Raw genomic sequence first — 21,894 nt, forward strand, 5'->3', positions numbered from 1 at the left:
CCCGCGTCGTCGTAACGTCGTTTGACTGGTAGAATCGCCCGTCGATTTTTCTGGAGTTTGCCGTCGTGATCACTTCCCGCCTTCGCACCCTGCGTGACCATATCCGTTGGGCCGTCAGCCGCTTCCATGGGGAGGATCTGTTTTTCGGCCATGGCACCGACAATGCCTGGGACGAAGCCCGGCAATTGGTGTTGGGYGCGCTGCACCTGCCGTGGGAAATCGCCGACAGCTACCTCGACTGCAATCTGGAAGAAGACGAAGTGGTCCACCTGCAGCTTTTGCTCAAGCGCCGCATCGAAGAGCGGGTGCCTACGGCGTATCTGTTGGGCGAGGCCTGGTTCTGCGGCATGTCGTTCATCGTCGATGAGCGCGTGCTGATCCCGCGTTCACCCATTGGCGAGTTGATCGAAAACCGTTTTACCCCATGGCTGGCTAACGAGCCGGCGCGAATTCTCGACCTGTGCACCGGTTCCGGTTGCATCGGTATCGCCTGCGCCTACGAGTTCCAGCGTGCCGAGGTGGTGTTGGCGGACCTGTCGTTCGAAGCGCTGGAAGTAGCTAACCAGAACATCGAGCGCCACGGTGTCGATGAGCGTGTGTACACGGTGCAGGGCGATGGTTTCGAGGGCTTGCCGGGACAACGTTTCGACCTGATCGTGTCGAACCCGCCCTATGTCGATGCGGAAGATTTTGCTGACATGCCGGACGAATACCAGCACGAACCGGAGCTGGGCCTGGCCTGCGGTGACGACGGTTTGAACCTGGTACGGCGCATGCTCGCCGAAGCGGCGGATCATTTGACCGAGAAGGGCTTGCTGATTGTTGAAGTGGGCAACAGCCAGGTGCACGTCGAGGCGTTGTACCCGGAAGTCGACTTCGCCTGGCTGGAGTTCGAGCGTGGCGGCCATGGTGTGTTCATGCTGAGTGCGCAGCAGTGCCGGGAGCATCAGGCGTTGTTCGCTTCCCGCGTCTGACCTTTGTAGGAGCGAGCTTGCTCCGGGCGGCGTTCCGACGATGGACCTGAGAGCGATGTGTTTATCCAGAAAGCACGCGTTATCGTTAACGTCCATCGCGAGCAAGCTCGCTCCTACAAGAAATGACCGCACCGCCGATTACCGGTGCGTGGCAATCCAGATCAGCAATCCCGCCTGAAACACCGCGAACGCCACCAGACAGGTGATGGTGAAACGCAGCCCGGCGTCTTCGCGTTTGTACTTGCTGACTTTCTCTTCGTGTTTCTTGAGTTTGACTTCCTGCTCGGCCAGGTTCTGCTCGGCTTGCTGGAGCATCTGCGCCGCCTCGAGGATCTCCACGACCTGCAGTTTTTCGCTGTTCCAGTCGCCAGAAAGGTCGCCGACCTTGACCGGCTTGACGCTGCCTTTCAAATGTTGGGCATCGGCATACACCACGTCGAAACCGTGCACACGCAAAAAGTGATCGCGGCGCAGGCGGGTGTCTTCGTTCAGCGCATCCTTGTTGTTCAGGTCAAAGCCGTCGACGGTGTAGGTCGGCCAGCGTTTCTTCGCCCAGTTGATGCCCTGGGCCGCCAGGTAGCGGCCAATGCCACGGTTCAGCGGTTCAACCTGCAAACTGCTGTCCGGGCCGAAATGCACGCGCTTTTCGGCGTGATCGACCCACACGTCCAGATGATTCTGTTCCTTGCGCACACGCTGGCCGGGCAGGGTGATGCTCATGCGCATCAGGCTGCGCGCCTTGTCGTTGCGCTCGGCATAACCTGATTCGACAAAGCGCAATGGGCGCCCGCCCGTGTTGCGGTCAGTCTGCAGCGGTGCCAGACGGAGCATCTTGTGGTGCTCGACGTGGACGTCCGCCCAGGGCAGCTCGACCGCTGGCGGTGCGTCAGTTTCAGCGCTGGTGTCGGGTGAAGTCTGGGTATCAGTCATAACGGCGAGATCCTGTCCAAGCTCAGCGTGTCGCCAACCAATGTGGCGGCGACAAAGGCTTATCGGCCGTTTTTCCCAGGACTGGAGGGTAAAGAGGGGTCAACTGGTGCGAAGTCCGTCAATAAACCCGAGGATTCGCGTGCCCAGTTCCGCTGCCAGGGGCAACTGCGGGTCCTTATAGGAGGCCATCTGGCGTTTGACGTCGTTGGGCACGATGCGCATGACGTGGTTCATGCCCTCGATCAGCGCCAGTTCGGCGTCCGGTTTGGCGGCCTTGAGCAGCCTTGCGTCATTGACGCCGACCTGGATGTCGTTGCTGCCCTGGATGATCAGCGCCGGCATTTTCAGCTTGGCAAACGCCGCGGACGGGTCCTGGCGGAACAGGGAAATCAGGTACGGCTGCACGCTCGGACGGAAAATCGCCTGCAACGGTGGCGGCACCTTGTCGTCGGGTTTCCCGGCCTTGAGGCTGTCGAGCAATTCATTGCTGCGCAGCATCAGCGGTGGAGGCAGGCGATTGCCCAGTTGCTGGCGGATGACCTGATCAACCGGCCTGGCGCTGCCGGAGACGGAAATCACCGCGTCGGCATCGATGCCCGGCGCAGCGAGGCTGGCGATCAAGGCACCTTCGCTGTGACCCAGCACAATCAATTTGCCGAAACGCGGATCGGACTTGAGCTTCTGGCCCCAGGCTTCGGCATCGGACACATAGGCCTCTACCGTCAGATTGCGCTCGTCCGGCGTGGCGGCCAGGCTTGCGGCCACGCCGCGCTTGTCGTAACGCACGCTGGCGATGTTGTGTTTGGCCAGCACCCAGGCCAGGCGCTTGAGGCTGTCATTGCGCCCGCCGTCGGCGTTGTTTCCGTCGCGATCCGTAGGGCCGGAGCCGGAAATGATCAGGACAACCGGCACAGGATTGTCGGATTTTGGCAGTAACAGCGAGCCGAAAAGCTCGCCGGTGCCGGTATCCAATGTGATCGGTCGTTGCAGGACAGTCGCCTGGGCGAAGCCGGAAATCAGGGTAAGGCTCAAGGCAAGAACTCGCAGCATCATCGCGCCATCATCCAGAAGATGCCAGTTGGACTCACAGGCACCCATAAGGTTCGAGGATGAACTACTTGGGTAGCCTGCGTATACTGGCGCGCATTACGTATTCAGGTTCATTTCACGGAGCGTCCTGCATGTCCGGCAATACCTACGGCAAGCTGTTCACTGTCACCACCGCGGGCGAAAGCCATGGTCCGGCGTTGGTCGCCATTGTCGACGGCTGCCCGCCGGGCCTGGAGATATCCCTGGAGGATCTGCAGCGCGACCTGGACCGCCGCAAACCCGGCACCAGCCGCCACACCACCCAGCGCCAGGAAGCCGACGAAGTCGAGATCCTCTCTGGCGTGTTCGAAGGTCGCACCACTGGCTGCTCGATCGGCCTGCTGATCCGCAACACCGACCAGAAGTCCAAGGACTACTCGGCGATCAAGGATCTGTTCCGCCCGGCCCACGCCGACTACACCTACCACCACAAATACGGTGAGCGCGACTACCGCGGCGGCGGCCGTAGCTCGGCCCGCGAAACCGCGATGCGCGTCGCGGCCGGTGCGATTGCAAAAAAATACCTGGCCAGCCAGGGCATCGTCATTCGCGGCTACATGAGCCAACTCGGGCCGATCGAAATTCCGTTCAAGACCTGGGATTCGGTGGAGCAGAACGCCTTCTTCAGCCCGGACCCGGACAAGGTGCCGGAACTGGAGGCCTACATGGACCAGTTGCGCCGCGACCAGGATTCAGTCGGCGCGAAAATCACTGTGGTCGCCGAAGGCGTGATGCCGGGCCTGGGCGAGCCGATCTTCGACCGTCTCGACGCCGAACTGGCCCATGCGCTGATGAGTATCAATGCGGTCAAGGGCGTGGAAATCGGCGCCGGTTTCGCCAGCGTCGCCCAGCGTGGCACCGAGCATCGCGATGAAATGACCCCGCAAGGTTTCCTCAGCAACAATGCCGGCGGCATTCTCGGCGGTATCTCCTCCGGGCAGCCTATCGTTGCGCACCTGGCGCTGAAGCCGACGTCGAGCATCACCACACCGGGCCGTTCCATCGACATTCACGGCAACCCGGTGGAAGTTATCACCAAGGGCCGTCACGATCCGTGCGTCGGCATCCGCGCCACGCCGATTGCCGAGGCGATGATGGCCATCGTGTTGATGGACCACCTGCTGCGCCACCGTGGGCAGAACGCCGATGTGCGCGTGAGCACGCCGGTGCTGGGTCAGCTTTAATGGCTGACCTCGCAGCCGCTGCGGTTTGACAGGCGTGGCGGCGCTCCCGTACTGGCGGCTCTCCAGTTTCTATCTGTTCTATTTCGCCTTGCTCGGTTCGACAGCACCGTTCCTGGCGCTGTACTTCGATCACCTCGGATTCAGTGCCGCGCGCATCGGCGAGCTGGTGGCGATCCCGATGCTGATGCGCTGCGTGGCGCCGAATATCTGGGGCTGGCTGGGCGACTACACCGGTAGGCGGCTGGCCATCGTGCGCTTTGGCGCGGTGTGCACGCTGCTGACGTTCTCGCTGATTTTCGTCAGCAAGACCTACGCCTGGCTGGCCATGGTCATGGCCTTGCATGCGTTCTTCTGGCACGCGGTGTTGCCGCAGTTCGAAGTCATCACCCTGGCGCACTTGCAGGGCCAGACCTCGCGCTACAGCCAGATTCGCCTGTGGGGCTCGATCGGTTTCATCATTACCGTGGTCGCGCTCGGGCGTTTGTTCGAATGGCTGAGCCTGGACATCTACCCGGCGGCGCTGGTGTTGATCATGGCCGGTATCGTCCTCAGCAGCCTGTGGGTGCCCAATGCCCAACCGGCGCCGGGCAACCGGGTGGCGGGGGAGGGTTTCCTCAAGCAACTGCGCAACCCTGGCGTATTGGCGTTTTACGCCTGCGTGGCGCTGATGCAGATGAGCCACGGGCCGTATTACACGTTCTTGACCTTGCACCTTGAGCGCCTGGGTTACAGCCGTGGCGTGATCGGCATGCTCTGGGCGGTCGGCGTGGTCGCCGAAGTGCTGACGTTTCTGGCCATGAGCCGGATTCTTGCCCGCTTCTCGCTGCGCCGGGTGCTGATGGCCAGTTTTCTGCTGGCGGCGTTGCGTTGGCTGTTACTGGGCTCGCTCGCAGAATTTCTTTGGGTGCTGTTGTTCGCCCAGGTGTTGCACGCGGCAACCTTCGGCAGCTTTCACGCCGCTGCCATTTCATTCGTGCAACGTAGTTTCGGTGCGCGCCAGCAAGGCCAGGGTCAGGCGTTGTACGCCGCCCTGGCCGGCACCGGTGGTGCATTGGGCGCGTTGTATTCCGGCTACAGCTGGAATGCCCTCGGTGCGGCATGGACCTTTAGTATTGCCAGTCTCGCAGCCGTCGCGGCTGCCGTTATCATTGCCACACGTATGCAAGAGGACAGGCCATGAGCCTTACCCGTGAACACCTCGCCCAGGAAATCATCGACGCCGGGCGTTTTCTGTACGGCCGCGGCTGGTCGCCGGCCACCAGCAGCAATTATTCGACCCGCCTGTCGCCGACCGAAGCCTTGCTGACCGTGTCCGGCAAGCACAAGGGGCAACTCGGCATGGACGACGTGCTGGCCACTGACCTGTCGGGCAACAGCCTGGAACCGGGCAAAAAGCCGTCCGCCGAAACCCTGTTGCACACCCAGCTCTACAGCTGGCGCCCTGAGATCGGTGCGGTGTTGCACACCCATTCGGTGAATGCCACCGTGCTGTCGCGCCTGACGCCGCAAGACTTCATCGAGTTCGAAGACTACGAACTGCAAAAAGCCTTCAGTGGTGTGACCACCCACGAATCCCGGGTGCGCGTGCCGATTTTCGACAACGATCAGGACATTGCGCACCTGGCCACCAAGGTGCAGCCTTGGCTGGACGCCCATCCCGATTGCGTCGGCTACCTGATTCGCGGCCACGGCCTCTACACTTGGGGCGCGCGCATGAGCGATGCCCTGCGGCAGATCGAGGCCTTTGAATTTTTGTTCGAGTGCGAGTTGAAGATGCGCTCGCTCTTTAAAGCATGAACCGTTAAGGAGTTGCCCTGATGAGCAGCCTGTCCGTTTATCACGTCTCCAGCCCTGAGATCCCCAACAAGGTGCTGACCCATTTCGAAGACATCACCTCGACCCTGGCCGAGCAGGGCGTGCGTTTCGACCGCTGGCAGGCCGCGATAAAACTCCAGCCGGGCGCCAGCCAGGATGAAGTGATCGCCGCCTATCAAGAGCAAATCGACAAGCTGATGACCGAACGCGGTTACATCACCGTTGACGTGATCAGCCTCAACAGCGACCACCCGCAAAAAGCCGAACTGCGTGCCAGGTTCCTCAACGAACACCGCCATGGCGAAGACGAAGTACGATTTTTCGTCGCCGGTCGTGGCCTGTTTACCCTGCACATCGACGATTACGTCTACGCGGTGCTCTGCGAGAAAAACGACCTGATCTCGGTGCCGGCGGGCACCAAACACTGGTTCGACATGGGCGAGCACCCGCATTTCATTGCGATCCGCCTGTTCAACAATCCGGAAGGCTGGGTGGCCAACTTCACCGGCGAAGACATCGCCAGCCAATTCCCACGCCTGGAGGACTGAGTCGATGCCGATCAAAGCGATTCTCACCGACATCGAAGGCACCACCAGCGCGGTGAGTTTTGTGTTCGACGTGCTGTTCCCCTATGCCGCCAAACACTTGCCGGCGTTTGTCCGTCAGCACGCCGAACGCGCCGATGTGGCGGAGCAACTGGCTGCCGTGCGCCGCGACAGCAATGAGCCGGACGCCGATGTCGAGCGCGTTGTCGAGATCCTGCTGGGCTGGATTGCCGTAGACCGCAAGGCCACTCCGTTGAAAGCGTTGCAGGGAATGGTCTGGGAGCAGGGCTATCTGGCCGGGCAGTTGAAGGGGCACGTGTACCCGGACGCCGTTGACGCGCTCAAGCACTGGCATCAGGACGGTTATCAACTTTTTGTTTATTCGTCCGGTTCGATCCAGGCCCAGCGGTTGATCTTCGGCTGCTCGGAGGCGGGGGATTTGACACCGTTGTTCAGTGGTTACTTCGACACCACTTCAGGGCCCAAGCGCGAAGCGCAGTCCTACGCCAACATTACGCAGGCGATTGAGGTCGAGGCGGCACAGATTCTGTTTTTGTCGGACATCGTCGAAGAACTCGAGGCGGCGCGTGTGGCGGGGATGGCCACTTGCGGGTTGGCCCGTGAGGGCGGTGAACTGGCAGGGCATGTCACCGTGGACAGCTTTGCGCGGATCGATCCTGCCGCCTTCTAAGCACTACACAACTTGTAGGAGCGAGCAGGCTCGCTCCTACAGTGTTTTTCCACAATGTTTTTTACAGCGAGTGATAGGTCGGCAGGGCAAACCGTTGCTGGCTCTGCAGCATGGAAATCTGCGGCAATTCGCTGGCCTGTTCAGCGAGGTCACGGCGAATCGCGCTGATGACCCAGGACAGTTGATCGCCATTGTGCAATTGCTGGTAGGAGATCGAGCGCATGAATTCTCTGCCGTCGGCGCTGCGCAAGGTCAGCAGAATCCCGCCATCAGGGCGGTCCTGGGTAGTGACTGCGAAGTTGGAGAACAAGGACGAAAATTTTTCCTGGATAAGGCTCATGTCGTTCAGCTCCGTGATGACTTGAATGGTAAGCATGGGGAGACTGTTGCAGCCTTTGTGCCAGTATTTTCAGTGGTTAAGTGTTAATAAAATCAATAGCTTATTGTTTTTGGTGATTTTTGCTTTCGTGCAATCTGCATGAATGGCCATCGTGCATCCTGCATTTTGCAGGTACGTCGGCGACTCGATGGAACCAATTGGCGCGCACGGGATCATCTTCGCGCAGCGCTATCGCAGATCAAGATCGCGGATCAAGATCGTAGATCAAGATCGCGGATACAAAACATTTCAAAAACCGCGTGTACAGCTCAAGAACCGTTGACGTATTTTCGGGCTCAGTCATAGCCACCCGACAATAAAAAAAGATCGAACGGGAGCAATCATGAGCCGTACGTCGAACGACACGATTACCTGGGGCATGATGCTCCGCAAGTTGCCTTCCATCGCCAAGGCCATCCCCCGGGTGGTGAAGGGCATGAAGGCCGCCAACGTCAAGGACCCGACCCAGGCGTGTGGTTTGGGCTGGAGTGTCGAGCAAGCTGCGTTGCGCAACCCGGATGGCCCGGCGCTGTTGCAAGGCGACGTAACGCTCAGTTACTCCGAGGTCAACCAATGGGCCAATCGCATCGCCCATCATCTGATCGGCCAAGGCATCGGCAAGGGTGATGTGGTGGCGGTCTTTATCGAGAACCGTCCGGAACTGCTGGTGACGATTCTCGCGGTGGCCAAGGTCGGCGCGATCAGTGCGCTGCTCAATACCTCGCAGACCCGCGACACCCTGGTGCACAGTGTGAATCTGGTGGCGCCGGTGGCGATCGTTGTCGGTGAAGAGTTGGTCCCGGCGTACCTGACGGTGCGTGATCGGGTGTCGATCAAGGCTGACCGAACCTGGTTCGTCGCCGATCAGGACACCTCTCGCCAACCGGGTATCGCGCCTGAAGGTTTCATCAACCTGATGACCGCCAGTCTCGACGATGCCAGCGAAAACCCACCCGGCAGCCAGCAGATTTTCTTCGACGATCCCTGTTTTTATATCTACACCTCGGGTACCACTGGCCTGCCCAAGGCTGGCGTGTTCAAGCACGGACGCTGGATGCGCAGCTCTGCGAGCTTCGGCATGATCGCCCTGGACATGCGCCCCGACGATGTCGTCTATTGCACCTTGCCGCTGTACCACGCCACGGGCCTTTGCGTGTGCTGGGGGGCGGCCGTCAGTGGTGCCAGCGGGTTCGCCATCCGCCGCAAATTCAGCGCCAGTCAGTTCTGGAGCGATGCGCGCAAGTACCGGGCGACCACCATCGGTTATGTCGGCGAACTGTGCCGCTACCTGGTCGATCAACCGCCCAGCGCCGACGACAGCCGGCACGATGTGAAGAAAATGATCGGCAACGGTCTGCGTCCCGGCGCCTGGAGCGAGTTCAAGACCCGCTTTGCGGTGAATCACATCTGTGAGCTGTACGCCGCCAGCGATGGCAATATCGGTTTCACCAATATTCTCAATTTCGACAACACCATCGGTTTTTCCCTGATGTCCTGGGAGCTAGTCGCGTACGACCACGACAGCGGCGCGCCGATTCGTCAGGCCAATGGCTTGATGCGCAAGGTCGCCAAGGGCGAGCAGGGGTTGTTGCTGGCGAAAATCGACGACAAGGCACCGTTGGACGGCTACACCGATCCGCAGAAAACCGCCAAGGTCGTGTTCCAGGATGTGTTCGAGAAGGGTGACCGCTACTTCAACACCGGCGACCTGTTGCGCAACATCGGTTTCGGTCATGCGCAGTTTGTCGACCGCCTGGGCGATACCTACCGCTGGAAGGGCGAAAACGTCTCGACCACGGAGGTTGAAAACATACTCCTGCAACACCCGCATATTTCCGAAGCCGTGGCCTATGGCGTGGAAATCCGCAACACCAATGGCCGCGCCGGGATGGCGGCGATCACGCCTGCCGAATCCCTGGCAACCCTGGACTTCAGCGAACTGCTGGCCTTCGCCCGTGAGCAAATGCCGGCCTATGCGGTGCCGTTGTTCCTGCGGGTGAAAGTGAAAATGGAAACCACCGGAACGTTCAAATATCAGAAGACCCGACTCAGGGACGAGGCCTTCGACCCGGGTAAAACCGGAGATGACCCGATCTATGCCTGGCTGCCGGGGACCCAGACTTACGTGCAGGTCACCGAGCAGTTGTTGTCCGACATTCACGACGGAAAGTACCGCTATTGAATCTGGCTATGGCGGCCCATGAGAAAAAACAAGTGACAGTGCCGGGGCCGCTCGGGAAACTGTCGGCTTTTACGAATGACAGAAAAGGGAGTGCCCAATGTCAGACAAAAGCCGCCAGATGACCCCCGAAGAAGCCGCCGAATTCACCGAACAGGTATTCAACAAGGCACGGGAGGGCGATGCGGCAATGATGGCCGCGCTGCTGACCAAGGGTTTGCCGCCGAACCTGCGTAACCACAAGGGCGATACCTTGCTGATGCTGGCCGCGTACCACGGACATGTGGACACGGTAAAAGTCCTGCTGGAGCACAAGGCCGACCCGGAGATCCGCAACGACAACGGCCAGAGCCCGATTGCCGGCGCCGCCTTCAAGGGCGACCTGGCGGTGATCAAGGCATTGGTCGAGGGTGGCGCGCAGGTTGAAGGCTCGTCCTTCGATGGCCGCACGGCGCTGATGATGGCGGCGATGTTCAACCGCGTTGAAGTGGTCGATTACCTGATCGGCGAGGGCGCCGACCCGAAAGCCAAGGACGCCAATGGCATCACCGCGCTGGAAGCGGCTAAAACCATGGGCGCTACCGATACGGTTGCTCAGCTTGAGAAGCTGATTGGCTGATTGCTTTAAAAGATCGCAGCCTTCGGCAGCTCCTACATTGAGTGGCGTACACCTGTAGGAGCTGCCGAAGGCTGCGATCTTTTTTGGCTTGCGCTATCCTTCGCGCCCTCAACATTCCCCTCGCTACAGGATCCGCTCCATGAAAGCCGCACTTGTCGAACTCATCAGCAAAATCAGCTCCGGGTGCATGGGCGAAGACGAAATCCTCAAGGTCGCGGACGAAGCGGCCCAGGCCTACGCCGATCAGGATGCTTTCCTGACCGCCAATCCGGACATCAACTACGACGACAGCTTCCCGATCCCGCTGGGTGAGTGGGTGGTGGTCGGCAGCCTGCCGGAAACGGTGCTGTTCCAGGCGGACACCTACATGGATCTGTTCGCGCAAATCGTCGCCTCGTTCGGTCCGGGGGTGGAGTTCAATCTCAAGCCCAAGCAACTGGCGAAGACCGAAGCCCTGACCGCGCTCAACCGCATCCAGGTGCAGATGAGCAGCATGAACAAGGAAAACGGTGGCTACACGCTGATGAATTTCAGCCAGTTGCTCGATGACGAGTTGCAGGTGGTGCTGGTCTACGGCAATGACCTGCCACGCGTGCTGGAATTGAGCGCCGAAGTCGGCATCGTGGCCGCGCCATCCCTGGAAGCCTTGAAAGTGGCGATCCACGTCTGATAGCCAAACACTGTCAATAAAAAGGAACCCTCGCGACGACCGTCTATCCTGAGAGGGCAAATCACTCTTCAGGAGCGTCACCATGGGTTCCACGTTCAACAGCCTGGTTGCCTTGATCATTTTTGCCCTGGACATCTGGGCCATCATCAACGTCTTCAAAAGTAGCGCCGAGACCGGGATGAAAATCCTCTGGGTGCTGCTGATTGCGCTATTGCCAGTGCTGGGACTGATCATCTGGGCCATCGCCGGACCGCGGGGCAACGTCAAATTCTGAACAGGCGACACTGAACCTGTGGGAGCGAGCCTGCTCGCGAAGAACGATAACGCGGAGCCACTGACACCGCATCGGCCGCTTCGCGAGCAGGCTCGCTCCCACAATGTTCTGCGGGTACTTCGATGACGAAGGTTCGACCTGTCATGTTCCGCGACGTAGAATGCGCGCCTTTCCCGGTCAATCGATACGATCGAATGACCATCATGGGCGGGTAACCGTCCGTTGCCACCCGCATTCATCGGAGCACTTCCCATGAGCAACACCCCGACCAGCGACTACCTGGAAACCCTTTACGAAGGCTACGGCCAGCGTTTTCGCATGGAAAAACTGCTGCACGAAGTGCGCACCGAGCACCAGCACCTGGTGATCTTCGAGAACCCGCGCATGGGCCGGGTGATGGCGCTGGACGGCGTGATCCAGACCACCGAAGCCGACGAGTTCATCTATCACGAAATGCTGACTCACGTGCCGATCCTCGCCCATGGCACCGCCAAGCGTGTGCTGATCATCGGCGGCGGCGACGGCGGCATGTTGCGTGAAGTGGCCAAGCACCGCAGTGTCGAGCACATCACCATGGTCGAGATCGACGGCACCGTGGTCGACATGTGCAAGGAATTCCTGCCGAACCACTCCAAAGGTGCATTCGAAGATCCACGCCTGAACCTGGTGATCGACGACGGCATGCGTTTCGTCGCCACCACCACTGAAAAATTCGACGTGATCATTTCCGACTCCACCGACCCGATCGGACCGGGGGAAGTGCTGTTCTCGGAAAACTTCTACCAGGCCTGCCACCGCTGCCTGAACGAAGGCGGCATTCTGGTGACGCAGAACGGCACGCCGTTCATGCAGATCGAAGAAGTGAAGACCACCGCCGGTCGCCTGCGCAGCCTGTTCCCGGACTGGCACTTCTACCAGGCCGCCGTGCCGACCTACATCGGTGGCTCGATGACCTTCGCCTGGGGCGCCACCAATACCGCTTATCGCCAACTGTCTCGTGAAACCCTGCAACAGCGTTTCGCCGGCAGCGGCATCGTCACCCGCTACTACAACCCGGAAATCCACATCGGCGCCTTCGCCTTGCCGCAGTACGTTCTGCAGGCTGTGGGCAAGCCAAGCAACGACTGAAAGTAGGACGCAACCCTTGTGGGAGCGAGCAGGCTCGCTCCCACAGTTCCATGATTTCATGCCAACACCCCATAAACCGTTTGAACGATCACTCAGGGCAAAAGTCCAGATAGATGTAAGCCCATTTGCGGGTTTGTTCTAGGAGGCTCTGATGCAAAAGTGGAAAATCACTTTCGTGGATGATCACGGTGAAACTGTCGACGAAGTCTTTGAGTGCGACGAGTGCCCGGATAACGAACGCGCTGCCAAACTCATCAAGGCCCGGCTCCTTCCTATTGCCGCCGAACTGGATCTGAACGATCTGGAAGGGCGAACCGCTGACGCCAGCGTCAAGAACCTCAAGACCCAGAACAGCATTCAAATCCTCGGCATTACTCCAATCTGAACGGCACCTGTCGCATTCACATCCAGGCCTTGGCAGAGGCTCTATCTTGAGGCTACTCTGCAAGCGAGATCAGCGAATGAATCGCTAAGGTCTGGTCTTGTCAGCTCCATGCTTGTTTCCCGCCGGCACATCGGTTGCCGTCGCTCGCGCTGTTCGGTTGCGGGTGAGGGAGTACGGAAAGTCTATCCATCGTTTTGAGGAGGACGTTTCATGAGCACAGCCTATCAAGAAGACATCAGCAGCAGCGTGTTGCGCCGCATGAAAGAAGGCGGTTTTGACTTTTCGCGGTTTCATCCCATCGAGTTCTACGCCATTTTCCCGGACGAGGAGCGGGCACGCAGGGCGGCAGGTCATTTCCACCGTGGTGAAGCCCTGGATGCGCAAGTCAGTGTGCGCGACGATGGCGCCTGGGCGCTGGAGTTGTGCAAAGTCATGTATGCCACCTACGACGACATCGGCGATTTCGAACAGGGTTTCGAAGCGGTGGTCGAGCCGTTGGGCGGCATCATCGAAGGCTGGGGTGTGAAACAAGAGGTACGAGGGCGACTCGCATAATCTTATGAACAGTGACAACCGGCAATGACGGCTGACCTTCGGGTTGGCCGTTTTCGTTTTCGCCGACAGGACATTGAACACGACCCCGTAGGAGCTGCGGTGCGGCGATCCGACTTGCCAGCGAAGGCGTCCCCGAAGAGCGACGCATGACTCAGGGGCCCCTTCGCCAGCAAGCTGGCTCCTACAGACTATGCTGGTGATAGGCGATCACAGCGCCTTGCAATGAAGCGGGGGCAATCAGGTTGGGGCATTTGTCGCACAGGATTGGTGCGGCGCGTGCGTCTTGATTATCCAACCGATTGAAATCTAAGCGTTTATGCCGATGGCACGGGCCTTGCGAAGGTCTGGACGTCCGAGTGACAAGGAGTACGGCATGATCCGCAACTATTTTGATGAGATGTACGATGCCGGCGGCCAGGTCCGCCCGCATTATCGGGAGTTTGCCCGTTGGCTGGCCGAGACGCCTGACGAGCTTCTGGCACAACGGCGACGCGAGGCCGATCTGCTGTTTCATCGCGCCGGGATTACTTTCACGCTCTACGGTGATGAGCAAGGGACAGAGCGCCTGATTCCCTTCGACACCATTCCCCGCAGCATCCCCGCCAGCGAGTGGCGCGTCGTCGAGCGCGGCTGCATCCAGCGGGTCAAGGCGTTGAACATGTTCCTCGCCGACCTCTACCACGAACAGCGCATCATCAAGGCGGGCATCATTCCGGCCGAGCAGGTGCTGGCCAACGAGCAGTACCAGTTGGCGATGCAGGGCCTGGATCTGCACCGCGATATCTACTCGCACATCTCCGGCGTCGACCTGGTGCGTGACGGCGATGGCACCTACTACGTGCTCGAAGACAATCTGCGCACACCGAGCGGCGTCAGCTACATGCTCGAAGACCGCAAGATGATGATGCGCCTGTTCCCCGAGCTGTTCGCGGCGCAACGCATCGCTCCTATCGACCATTACCCGAACCTGCTGCTCGACACACTGAAAAGCTCAAGCCCGATCGATAACCCGAGCGTGGTGGTGCTGACGCCGGGGCGCTTCAACAGTGCGTTCTTCGAACATGCGTTCCTGGCGCGGGAAATGGGCGTGGAACTGGTGGAGGGCGCTGACCTGTTCGTGCGTGACGACAAGGTCTACATGCGCACCACCGACGGGCCGAAAGCGGTTGACGTGATTTATCGTCGCCTTGACGACGCCTTCCTCGATCCCCTGGCCTTCAACCCGGAATCGATGCTTGGCGTGCCGGGGCTGTTGTCGTCCTACCGTTCCGGCAACGTGGTGCTGGCCAATGCCATCGGCACGGGGGTGGCGGACGACAAGTCGGTGTATCCGTTCGTTACCGACATGATCCGTTTCTATCTGGACGAAGAACCGATCCTGAAGAACGTGCCGACCTGGCAGTGTCGTAATCCGTCTGAGCTTTCCCACGTGTTGGCCAATCTTCCAGAACTGGTGGTCAAGGAAACTCAGGGCTCCGGCGGCTACGGAATGCTGGTGGGGCCGGCGGCGACGGCGGCGGAAATCGAAGCCTTCCGCGCGCGGATCATCGCCAAGCCCCATGCGTATATCGCGCAACCGACGCTGTCGCTGTCGACCTGTCCGACCTTTGTCGAAAACGGCATCGCTCCACGCCACATCGACTTGCGGCCGTTTGTCYTGTCGGGTCGTGAAACCCGGGTCGTGCCCGGCGGCTTGACCCGCGTCGCCCTGCGCGAAGGCTCCCTGGTGGTCAATTCCTCCCAGGGCGGCGGAACCAAGGACACCTGGGTGGTCGAGGATTAAAGGAAGCCTGTCATGTTAAGTAGAACTGCCTCGGATTTGTATTGGATGTCGCGTTACCTGGAGCGGGCGGAAAACCTCGCCCGGATGCTCGACATCAGCTATTCGCTGTCGCTGATGCCGCAAGACGGTCGTGGCGACGGTTTGCACGAACTGGCCATGCCACTGTTGATCACCGGCACCCTGGACGATTACCTGGAGCGCCATGGTGAATTGCATGCCGAACGGCTGCTGCATTTTTTCGCCCTGGATGCGGCCAACCCGGCGAGCATCTACAGCTGCCTCGGTGCCGCACGGGCCAGCGCCCATGCGGTGCGTGGGCGCATCACCGCCGACATGTGGGAAAACATCAACGCCACGTGGCTGGAAATTCGCGGCATCGCCGAACAGGGCCTCAGTCGCTACGGCATGAGCCGTTTCTGCGAGTGGATCAAGGAACGTTCCCACCTGTTCCGGGGCGCGTCCTACGGCACCATCATGCGTAACGATGCGTTTCGCTTTATTCGTCTGGGGACCTTTATCGAGCGGGCGGACAACACCTTGCGCCTGCTCGATGCCCGCTACGAAATGGCCGGCGACCAAGCCGAAGCGGTCAGCGATGGCACCGCTCACGCCTATTACCAATGGAGCGCGTTGTTGCGGGCGTTGTCGTCGTTCGAGGCCTACACGGAAATCTACCGCGATGCCCCCGGTGCCCGGCATGTGGCGGAATTGCTGTTGTTGCGGGCCGATGTGCCGCGATCCCTGCGCGCCTGCACCGAAGAAATCGACCTGATCCTCGCGCAATTACCGGGGGCCAATGGTCGTCCAGCACAACGCCTGGCGGCAGAAATGGACGCACGCCTGCGCTACACCGGCATCACCGAAATTCTTGACGAAGGCCTGCACGCCTGGCTGACCGAGTTCATCCCGCTGGTGCGCCAGTTGGGTAACGCGATTCACAGTTCTTATCTGGAGGCCGCATGAGACTTTCCATTAGCCACGAGACCACCTACCACTACGAAGACAAGGTGCGGGCGAGCATCCAGTATCTGCGCCTGACTCCCCACGACAGCGAGCGTCAGCACGTGCTCAGCTGGCAGCTCGACCTGCCGCGTCCGGTGCGGGCGCAACTCGATCCGTTCGGCAACATCCTGCATGTGCTGACCATGGACGAACCGCACGAGGCGATCATCATCGGCGCCCGTGGCCAGGTCGATATCGACGAATGGCGTGAGGCCGAACACGAGAGCCAGTCGGCGCTGCCGTTTCTGCGCTTCACCCGTTTGACCGAAGCCGATGCCGCCCTGCGTGCGTTCGCCGAGAAGGAATGCAGGCAGCGCCGCGATCGCACGGCGCTGATCGATCTGATGCATGGCCTTAACCAGCATATGACCTACACGCCGGGCTCCACGGAAGTGGACACCAGCGCGGCCCAGGCCTTTGCCGGACGCTCCGGTGTGTGTCAGGACCACACCCACGCGTTTCTCGCCTGTACCCGCAGCCTGGGCATTCCTGCGCGTTATGTGTCGGGCTATCTGTACAGCGAAAACAGCGAACACCTGGCCAGCCACGCCTGGGCCGAAGCCTGGCTGGATGATGCCTGGTACAGCTTCGACGTGACCAATGAACTGGCCCGGCCGGAACGTCACCTGAAGCTGGCGGTGGGCCTGGACTACCTGGATGCCTGTCCGGTGCGCGGGATGCGCCGGGGCGGCGGGTGTGAGCAGATGCACGCCAAGGTACTGGTTTCACCGACGCCGGCGCCGGTGATTTCAGTGCAGCAGCAGTAACAGGCAGAGGTGATCCCTGTGGGAGCGAGCTTGCTCGCGATAGCGGAGTGTCAGTCACAAAAGTACTGACTGAAATGACGCCATCGCGAGCAAGCTCGCTCCCACAGGTACTATGTTGTTACGGCTTCACCTTGCGCCCCACCATGTGCTTCAAATACTCCACCAGCATCCCCAGATCCCCATCCGGCAACACCTCGGTCGAGAACCCGGGCATCTTCGCCTGCGGCCACTGGCGCAAACTCTGTGGATCGCGAATGTAGCGCAGGAGGAAGTCCGCGCCGAAGTACTCGGTCGGGTTGTACGGAATATTCAGGTCCGGCCCGAATTGCGCGTCCCCGGCGCCGTTGAGTCGATGGCAGGCCAGGCAATTCTTCTGGAACAACGCAAATCCCTTGTTCACCGGATCATCCGCCTTCAACGCCGGATCGGGCAGCAGGGCAGGGAAGCGCTCGGCCACGGGCGCCAGGCGTTTGATGCTCGCCACCTGGAACGGCCATTGTTCGGGGCTGATGTTGCCGGCCTGCGGATTGCTCCAGACCAGATAGAACGGCCCGGCGCCTGGCTTGCCTTCCGACAGCGGTGGCCAGGGTTTGGCCGGGTCTTCAATCGCCAGCCACGCCTGTGCCCCCTGGGTATTGAGCAACGGCGCCGCGGCCATTTCGGCGGCAAAGCCATCCAGGGCCACGGCTTGCAGGTGGTCCTCAGGCTTGATGCCGTTCAGCAGCGCGGACAAGGGCACGGCGCGGTAGCTCATGTCCCGCTTGTAGGAAACGTCGTTACTGATGTTGATGGTTTGAGCCTGAGGATGCTTGAGCAATTGCTCGGTCTGCCAGGTGCGACTGTTCGCGCCCAGCTCCAGGTTCAGCTGTGCGGCATACAGGGGCGAGCCGAACAGCACGGCCCCGAGCAGAATGAGCATTTTCAAGTGATCGCAGTCCATGTCGTGCAAGTGCCGCAAGATTGGCACAGCCACGCTGGCCCGGGTAGCGGGCCAGTCACATTTTGAGAGTGGCAATTCAAAAACTGTGACGCCGTATCTTTTAGACGCGACTAGCCGATCACCTTGGTCAGGTTCGGCAATATCAACAACAGCGTGGTGGCGAAAAGGATGAGCCCGGCTTGACGTACTTTCGATTGTTTGAACATGGCTTGACCGCCTTTTTTGTTATTTCCTGATGCCTGCCCGCATAGCTCCATGGTGGCAGAGCGTTGCACTTCCTGTAGTGACGAGCGCCTCGGCAAAACCCGACGACAACTTCGTACAAGTTCACCTTAGAGCCCGCGTTGCGCTTGGTTTAGATCCATTTCATATGGAGTCGTTACGATTCGCTTTAAAAAAGGTATGAGGCCTATTGCCAGCTTCTTTGGCGCCCGTTGGCTAGACAGCTTGGTGTCTTGAATCGGTTAATCCGGTAGCTGACTACCGTCCGTCTGAGCGTGAGCGTCAACGTCTGTGAGCGCTGCGGTCATTGAATCAAACGTGGCTCGGGCCAAGAGTGGGCACTCGGTATTTACCCATCTGCACTGCGGTTCGAGGACGTCATGACCCAAGCATTGATTTTCGACGCGTTACGCACGCCCCGTGGCAAAGGCAAGGCCGATGGCGCCTTGCACAGCGTCAAGCCGGTGAACCTGGTTGCCGGTTTGCTCACCGCGCTGCAACGGCGCACGGCTCTGGATACCAGTCAGGTCGATGACGTGGTGCTCGGCTGCGTGACACCGATTGGTGATCAAGGTTCCGACATCGCCAAGACCGCCGCTCAGGTGGCCGATTGGGATGTCAGCGTGGCGGGAGTACAGATCAACCGTTTCTGTGCTTCGGGGCTGGAGGCAGTGAACCTTGGCGCGATGAAAGTGCGTTCCGGCTTCGAAGACCTGGTGGTGGTCGGTGGTGTCGAGTCGATGTCCCGGGTGCCGATGGGCAGCGATGGCGGGGCCTGGGCGCTGGACCCGGCGACCAACCTGCACAGTCAATTCACGCCACAGGGTGTGGGCGCCGACCTGATCGCCACCCTTGAAGGCTTCAGCCGTCAGGACGTCGATGCCTATGCGCTGCATTCGCAGCAAAAGGCTGCGCGGGCGCGGGCCGACGGTTCGTTCAACAAGTCGCTGGTGCCGGTGCAGGACCAGAACGGCATCGTCCTGCTCGATCACGATGAGTTCATCCGCGCCGAATCGACCCTGGAAGGCCTGGGCAAGCTCAAGCCAAGTTTCGAGATGATGGGGCAGATGGGCTTCGATGCCACCGCACTGCGGGTCTACAGCCGCGTCGAGCGGATCAACCACGTCCACACCCCAGGCAACAGTTCCGGAATCGTCGACGGCGCGGCGCTGATGCTCATCGGCTCCGAAGCCAAGGGCCGGGCGCTGGGCTTGCAGCCCCGGGCGCGGATTGTCGCCACTGCGGTCACCAGCACCGACCCGACCATCATGCTCACCGGCCCTGCGCCGGCGACCCGCAAGGCGCTGGCCAAGGCCGGGCTGCGGGTTGAAGACATCGATCTGTTCGAGGTCAACGAGGCCTTTGCCTCCGTGGTGTTGAAATTCATCAAGGACATGGCCGTCGATCCGGACAAGGTCAATGTCAATGGCGGCTCAATCGCCATGGGCCACCCGTTGGGCGCCACCGGTTGCGCCATTCTCGGCACGCTGCTCGATGAACTGGAAGCCCGACGCCTGCGTTATGGCCTCGCGACCCTGTGTGTCGGCGGCGGCATGGGCATTGCCACCATCATCGAACGCCTCTGAGCCCGGACTTCAAGGAACCCACTTATGAACGAAGCCATTCGTTACGAAAAAGGCCAGGACCAGATCGTTGTCCTGACCATCGACATGCCCGGTCAGAGCGCCAACACCATGAACGCGGTGTACCGCGAAGCCATGGCTGACTGCGTTGCGCGCCTGGTGGCCGACAAAGACAGCATCGCCGGTGTGATCATCACCTCGGCCAAGAAGACGTTTTTCGCTGGCGGCGACCTCAACGAACTGATCAAGGTCGGCAAACCCCAGGCCAAGGCCTTCTACGACATGGTGCTGACCCTCAAGGGCCAGTTGCGCACCCTGGAAACCCTCGGTAAGCCGGTGGTCGCCGCGATCAACGGCGCCGCATTGGGCGGCGGTTGGGAAATCTGCCTGGCCTGCCATCACCGCGTGGCGCTGGACAATCCATCAGTGCAACTCGGCCTGCCGGAAGTCACCCTCGGTCTGCTGCCGGGCGGTGGTGGCGTGGTGCGCATGGTACGCATGCTCGGCCTGGAAAAAGCCCTGCCTTATCTGCTTGAAGGCAAGAGACTGCGACCGCAACAAGCGTTGCAGGCAGGATTGATCGACGCGCTGGCGACCGATCAAGAAGACCTGTTGACCAAGGCGCGGGCGTGGATTCTCGCCAACCCGACGGCGGTACAGCGCTGGGACGTGAAGGGCTACCAGATACCGGGCGGCACACCGTCAAACCCGAAAATTGCGCAGATGCTGGCGATTGCGCCATCGATCCTGCGCAGCAAAACCCAGGGCACGATGCCCGCGCCGGAGAAAATCCTCTGCGCGGCGGTCGAGGGCGCCCAGGTGGATTTCGATACGGCACACCTGATCGAAACCCGCTATTTCACCGAATTGACCACCGGCCAGGTCTCGAAAAACCTGATTGGCACGTTCTGGTTCCAGCTCAACGAAATCAATGCCGGCGGCTCGCGGCCTCAAGGTTTTGCGCCTTATGTCACCCGCAAGGTCGGTGTGCTCGGTGCCGGGATGATGGGCGCCGGTATCGCGTTTGTCAGCGCGTTGGCGGGTATCGAGGTGGTGCTCAAGGACATCAACCTCGCGGCGGCTGAGAAGGGCAAGGCGCATTCGGCGGCGCTGCTGGACAAGAAAGTCGCTCGCGGACAAATGAGCCTCGAGCAACGCGACACCGTTCTGTCACGCATTCAAACCAGCGAAAGCGATGCCGACCTGGCCGGTTGCGACCTGATCATCGAGGCCGTATTCGAGGATCGAGATTTGAAAGCCAAGGTTTCGTTGGCAGCGCAGAAGGTCGTCGGCGCGGACGCGGTTATCGCCTCCAATACCTCGACCTTGCCGATCAGCGGCCTGGCGTGCGCCGTGCCCGACCAGAGCAAGTTCATCGGCCTGCATTTTTTCAGCCCCGTGGAAAAAATGCCGCTGGTGGAAATCATCAGGGGCGCCAATACCAGCGACGAAACCCTGGCCCGCGGCTTCGATTACGTCCTGCAAATCAGGAAAACCCCGATTGTGGTCAATGACAGCCGCGGTTTCTTCACGTCGCGGGTGTTCGGCACCTTCACCAACGAAGGCATCGCCATGCTGGGTGAAGGCATCAACGCGGCGATGATAGAGACTGAAGCGCGTAAAGCCGGCATGCCTGTAGGACCGCTGGCGATCTCTGACGAAGTTTCCCTCAGCCTGATGAGCCATATCCGCCTGCAAACCGCCAAGGACTTGCAAGCAGAAGGGAAACCGCTGATAGAACACCCGGCATTTGCCGTGATTGACGTGCTGCTCAATGAGTTCAAGCGTCCGGGCAAGGCTGCCGGTGGAGGTTTCTACGAATATCCGGTGGGCGGCCAGAAACACTTGTGGCCGGAGTTGAAGGCGCGCTTCGAGAAAACCGATGGGCAGATTTCGCCGAAGGATGTGCGTGATCGCTTGCTGTTCGTGCAAGCCATCGAAACCGTGCGCTGTGTGGAGGAGGGCGTGTTGACCTCCACGGCGGATGCCAACGTTGGCTCGATCTTCGGCATCGGGTTCGCCGCCTGGACCGGCGGTGCGCTGCAGTTCATCAACCAGTACGGCGTGCAGGACTTCGTTGCCCGCGCCCAGTATCTGGCGAAGCAATATGGCGAGCGGTTCGCGCCGCCCGCCTTGCTGCTGGAGAAGGCGGCCAAAGGGGAGGCGTTCTAAGGGGGAGA

The 21,894-nt window shown here is 60.3% G+C and carries 22 protein-coding genes; 18 read left to right on the forward strand and 4 right to left on the reverse strand.

From position 1 onward, the window contains the following. Positions 1–65: 65 nt before the first annotated feature. Positions 66–974, forward strand: a complete 909-nt coding sequence (prmB, locus tag AC1DXW_RS12160) for a 50S ribosomal protein L3 N(5)-glutamine methyltransferase (protein ID WP_477754180.1) — start codon at positions 66–68, stop codon at positions 972–974. 138 nt (positions 975–1,112) lie between these two features. Here the strand turns inward: prmB and AC1DXW_RS12165 are convergent, their stop codons facing one another. Then, complete coding sequence (locus tag AC1DXW_RS12165; protein WP_477754179.1) at positions 1,113–1,904, reverse strand: hypothetical protein; 792 nt, start codon at positions 1,902–1,904, stop codon at positions 1,113–1,115. Between the two features lie 99 nt (positions 1,905–2,003). Continuing rightward, positions 2,004–3,002, reverse strand: a complete 999-nt coding sequence (locus AC1DXW_RS12170; RefSeq protein ID WP_477754178.1) for an alpha/beta hydrolase — start codon at positions 3,000–3,002, stop codon at positions 2,004–2,006. An 83-nt stretch (positions 3,003–3,085) separates the two neighbouring features. Between AC1DXW_RS12170 and aroC the strand changes: the two genes are divergently transcribed. From aroC to mtnC, 5 genes are read left to right on the forward strand one after another with little or no spacing between them, the layout of a single operon-like run. Continuing rightward, positions 3,086–4,177, forward strand: a complete 1,092-nt coding sequence (gene aroC, locus AC1DXW_RS12175; protein WP_218431318.1) for a chorismate synthase — start codon at positions 3,086–3,088, stop codon at positions 4,175–4,177. A gap of 34 nt (positions 4,178–4,211) precedes the next feature. After that, on the forward strand, positions 4,212–5,357 hold the full coding sequence (locus tag AC1DXW_RS12180; RefSeq protein ID WP_477754177.1) for an MFS transporter: 1,146 nt from the start codon (positions 4,212–4,214) through the stop codon (positions 5,355–5,357). Next, positions 5,354–5,974, forward strand: a complete 621-nt coding sequence (locus AC1DXW_RS12185) for a methylthioribulose 1-phosphate dehydratase (protein WP_477754176.1) — start codon at positions 5,354–5,356, stop codon at positions 5,972–5,974. The genes AC1DXW_RS12180 and AC1DXW_RS12185 overlap by 4 nt, the downstream gene beginning before the upstream one ends. Before the next feature lie 20 nt (positions 5,975–5,994). After that, the gene (locus tag AC1DXW_RS12190) at positions 5,995–6,540 is read left to right on the forward strand and encodes a 1,2-dihydroxy-3-keto-5-methylthiopentene dioxygenase (protein WP_477754175.1); all 546 of its coding nucleotides are present in this window, start codon (positions 5,995–5,997) and stop codon (positions 6,538–6,540) included. Between the two features lie 4 nt (positions 6,541–6,544). Continuing rightward, the gene (gene mtnC / locus AC1DXW_RS12195) at positions 6,545–7,228 is read left to right on the forward strand and encodes an acireductone synthase (protein ID WP_477754174.1); all 684 of its coding nucleotides are present in this window, start codon (positions 6,545–6,547) and stop codon (positions 7,226–7,228) included. A gap of 61 nt (positions 7,229–7,289) precedes the next feature. Here the strand turns inward: mtnC and AC1DXW_RS12200 are convergent, their stop codons facing one another. Continuing rightward, positions 7,290–7,568, reverse strand: coding sequence for a DUF3509 domain-containing protein (locus tag AC1DXW_RS12200; RefSeq protein ID WP_108219055.1), 279 nt, complete (start codon positions 7,566–7,568; stop codon positions 7,290–7,292). Positions 7,569–7,950: 382 nt separating this feature from the next. Between AC1DXW_RS12200 and AC1DXW_RS12205 the strand changes: the two genes are divergently transcribed. The 10 genes from AC1DXW_RS12205 to AC1DXW_RS12250 all read left to right on the forward strand — a co-directional run bounded on the left by AC1DXW_RS12205 (position 7,951) and on the right by AC1DXW_RS12250 (position 16,969). Continuing rightward, positions 7,951–9,789, forward strand: a complete 1,839-nt coding sequence (locus tag AC1DXW_RS12205; protein ID WP_477754173.1) for a long-chain-acyl-CoA synthetase — start codon at positions 7,951–7,953, stop codon at positions 9,787–9,789. Between the two features lie 97 nt (positions 9,790–9,886). Beyond that, positions 9,887–10,405, forward strand: a complete 519-nt coding sequence (locus AC1DXW_RS12210) for an ankyrin repeat domain-containing protein (RefSeq protein WP_477754172.1) — start codon at positions 9,887–9,889, stop codon at positions 10,403–10,405. A 139-nt stretch (positions 10,406–10,544) separates the two neighbouring features. After that, positions 10,545–11,075, forward strand: coding sequence for a hypothetical protein (locus tag AC1DXW_RS12215; RefSeq protein ID WP_477754171.1), 531 nt, complete (start codon positions 10,545–10,547; stop codon positions 11,073–11,075). Between the two features lie 82 nt (positions 11,076–11,157). After that, positions 11,158–11,349: a PLD nuclease N-terminal domain-containing protein gene (locus AC1DXW_RS12220; protein WP_007993066.1), complete on the forward strand. Its 192-nt coding sequence runs from the start codon at positions 11,158–11,160 to the stop codon at positions 11,347–11,349. Positions 11,350–11,601: 252 nt separating this feature from the next. Further along, on the forward strand, positions 11,602–12,477 hold the full coding sequence (gene speE, locus AC1DXW_RS12225) for a polyamine aminopropyltransferase (RefSeq protein WP_477754170.1): 876 nt from the start codon (positions 11,602–11,604) through the stop codon (positions 12,475–12,477). A gap of 151 nt (positions 12,478–12,628) precedes the next feature. Further along, positions 12,629–12,862 carry a hypothetical protein gene (locus tag AC1DXW_RS12230; RefSeq protein WP_477754169.1) on the forward strand — a complete coding sequence of 78 codons (234 nt, stop codon included), beginning with the start codon at positions 12,629–12,631 and terminating at the stop codon, positions 12,860–12,862. A gap of 210 nt (positions 12,863–13,072) precedes the next feature. Continuing rightward, positions 13,073–13,417 carry a ribonuclease E inhibitor RraB gene (locus tag AC1DXW_RS12235; protein WP_477754168.1) on the forward strand — a complete coding sequence of 115 codons (345 nt, stop codon included), beginning with the start codon at positions 13,073–13,075 and terminating at the stop codon, positions 13,415–13,417. Positions 13,418–13,790: 373 nt separating this feature from the next. After that, positions 13,791–15,200, forward strand: a complete 1,410-nt coding sequence (locus AC1DXW_RS12240; RefSeq protein ID WP_477754167.1) for a circularly permuted type 2 ATP-grasp protein — start codon at positions 13,791–13,793, stop codon at positions 15,198–15,200. A gap of 12 nt (positions 15,201–15,212) precedes the next feature. Beyond that, complete coding sequence (locus AC1DXW_RS12245; protein WP_477754166.1) at positions 15,213–16,163, forward strand: alpha-E domain-containing protein; 951 nt, start codon at positions 15,213–15,215, stop codon at positions 16,161–16,163. After that, entirely contained in the window at positions 16,160–16,969 is an 810-nt protein-coding gene (locus tag AC1DXW_RS12250) for a transglutaminase family protein (protein ID WP_477754165.1), read from the forward strand. Before AC1DXW_RS12245 ends, AC1DXW_RS12250 begins: the two co-directional genes overlap by 4 nt. Before the next feature lie 118 nt (positions 16,970–17,087). On the opposite strand, the gene AC1DXW_RS12255 is transcribed toward AC1DXW_RS12250, so the two are convergent. After that, positions 17,088–17,909, reverse strand: coding sequence for a c-type cytochrome (locus tag AC1DXW_RS12255; protein ID WP_477754184.1), 822 nt, complete (start codon positions 17,907–17,909; stop codon positions 17,088–17,090). Between the two features lie 602 nt (positions 17,910–18,511). Between AC1DXW_RS12255 and AC1DXW_RS12260 the strand changes: the two genes are divergently transcribed. Next, positions 18,512–19,717: an acetyl-CoA C-acetyltransferase gene (locus AC1DXW_RS12260; RefSeq protein ID WP_477754164.1), complete on the forward strand. Its 1,206-nt coding sequence runs from the start codon at positions 18,512–18,514 to the stop codon at positions 19,715–19,717. A 24-nt stretch (positions 19,718–19,741) separates the two neighbouring features. Further along, on the forward strand, positions 19,742–21,886 hold the full coding sequence (locus AC1DXW_RS12265) for a 3-hydroxyacyl-CoA dehydrogenase NAD-binding domain-containing protein (RefSeq protein WP_477760046.1): 2,145 nt from the start codon (positions 19,742–19,744) through the stop codon (positions 21,884–21,886). The last annotated feature ends 8 nt before the right edge of the window (positions 21,887–21,894 follow it).

The organism is Pseudomonas sp. P4_C4 (genome assembly GCF_056402055.1).

Excerpts from the sequence above, each read along its gene's own strand:
- AC1DXW_RS12165 (WP_477754179.1), bottom strand. The coding sequence starts at position 1,904 with ATGACTGATACCCAGACTTCACCCGACACCAGCGCTGAAACTGACGCA.
- AC1DXW_RS12170 (WP_477754178.1), bottom strand. The coding sequence starts at position 3,002 with ATGGGTGCCTGTGAGTCCAACTGGCATCTTCTGGATGATGGCGCGATG.
- aroC (WP_218431318.1), top strand. The coding sequence starts at position 3,086 with ATGTCCGGCAATACCTACGGCAAGCTGTTCACTGTCACCACCGCGGGC.
- AC1DXW_RS12185 (WP_477754176.1), top strand. The coding sequence starts at position 5,354 with ATGAGCCTTACCCGTGAACACCTCGCCCAGGAAATCATCGACGCCGGG.
- AC1DXW_RS12190 (WP_477754175.1), top strand. The coding sequence starts at position 5,995 with ATGAGCAGCCTGTCCGTTTATCACGTCTCCAGCCCTGAGATCCCCAAC.
- mtnC (WP_477754174.1), top strand. The coding sequence starts at position 6,545 with ATGCCGATCAAAGCGATTCTCACCGACATCGAAGGCACCACCAGCGCG.
- AC1DXW_RS12200 (WP_108219055.1), bottom strand. The coding sequence starts at position 7,568 with ATGAGCCTTATCCAGGAAAAATTTTCGTCCTTGTTCTCCAACTTCGCA.
- AC1DXW_RS12205 (WP_477754173.1), top strand. The coding sequence starts at position 7,951 with ATGAGCCGTACGTCGAACGACACGATTACCTGGGGCATGATGCTCCGC.
- AC1DXW_RS12210 (WP_477754172.1), top strand. The coding sequence starts at position 9,887 with ATGTCAGACAAAAGCCGCCAGATGACCCCCGAAGAAGCCGCCGAATTC.
- AC1DXW_RS12215 (WP_477754171.1), top strand. The coding sequence starts at position 10,545 with ATGAAAGCCGCACTTGTCGAACTCATCAGCAAAATCAGCTCCGGGTGC.
- AC1DXW_RS12220 (WP_007993066.1), top strand. The coding sequence starts at position 11,158 with ATGGGTTCCACGTTCAACAGCCTGGTTGCCTTGATCATTTTTGCCCTG.
- speE (WP_477754170.1), top strand. The coding sequence starts at position 11,602 with ATGAGCAACACCCCGACCAGCGACTACCTGGAAACCCTTTACGAAGGC.
- AC1DXW_RS12230 (WP_477754169.1), top strand. The coding sequence starts at position 12,629 with ATGCAAAAGTGGAAAATCACTTTCGTGGATGATCACGGTGAAACTGTC.
- AC1DXW_RS12235 (WP_477754168.1), top strand. The coding sequence starts at position 13,073 with ATGAGCACAGCCTATCAAGAAGACATCAGCAGCAGCGTGTTGCGCCGC.
- AC1DXW_RS12245 (WP_477754166.1), top strand. The coding sequence starts at position 15,213 with ATGTTAAGTAGAACTGCCTCGGATTTGTATTGGATGTCGCGTTACCTG.
- AC1DXW_RS12250 (WP_477754165.1), top strand. The coding sequence starts at position 16,160 with ATGAGACTTTCCATTAGCCACGAGACCACCTACCACTACGAAGACAAG.
- AC1DXW_RS12255 (WP_477754184.1), bottom strand. The coding sequence starts at position 17,909 with ATGGACTGCGATCACTTGAAAATGCTCATTCTGCTCGGGGCCGTGCTG.
- AC1DXW_RS12260 (WP_477754164.1), top strand. The coding sequence starts at position 18,512 with ATGACCCAAGCATTGATTTTCGACGCGTTACGCACGCCCCGTGGCAAA.
- AC1DXW_RS12265 (WP_477760046.1), top strand. The coding sequence starts at position 19,742 with ATGAACGAAGCCATTCGTTACGAAAAAGGCCAGGACCAGATCGTTGTC.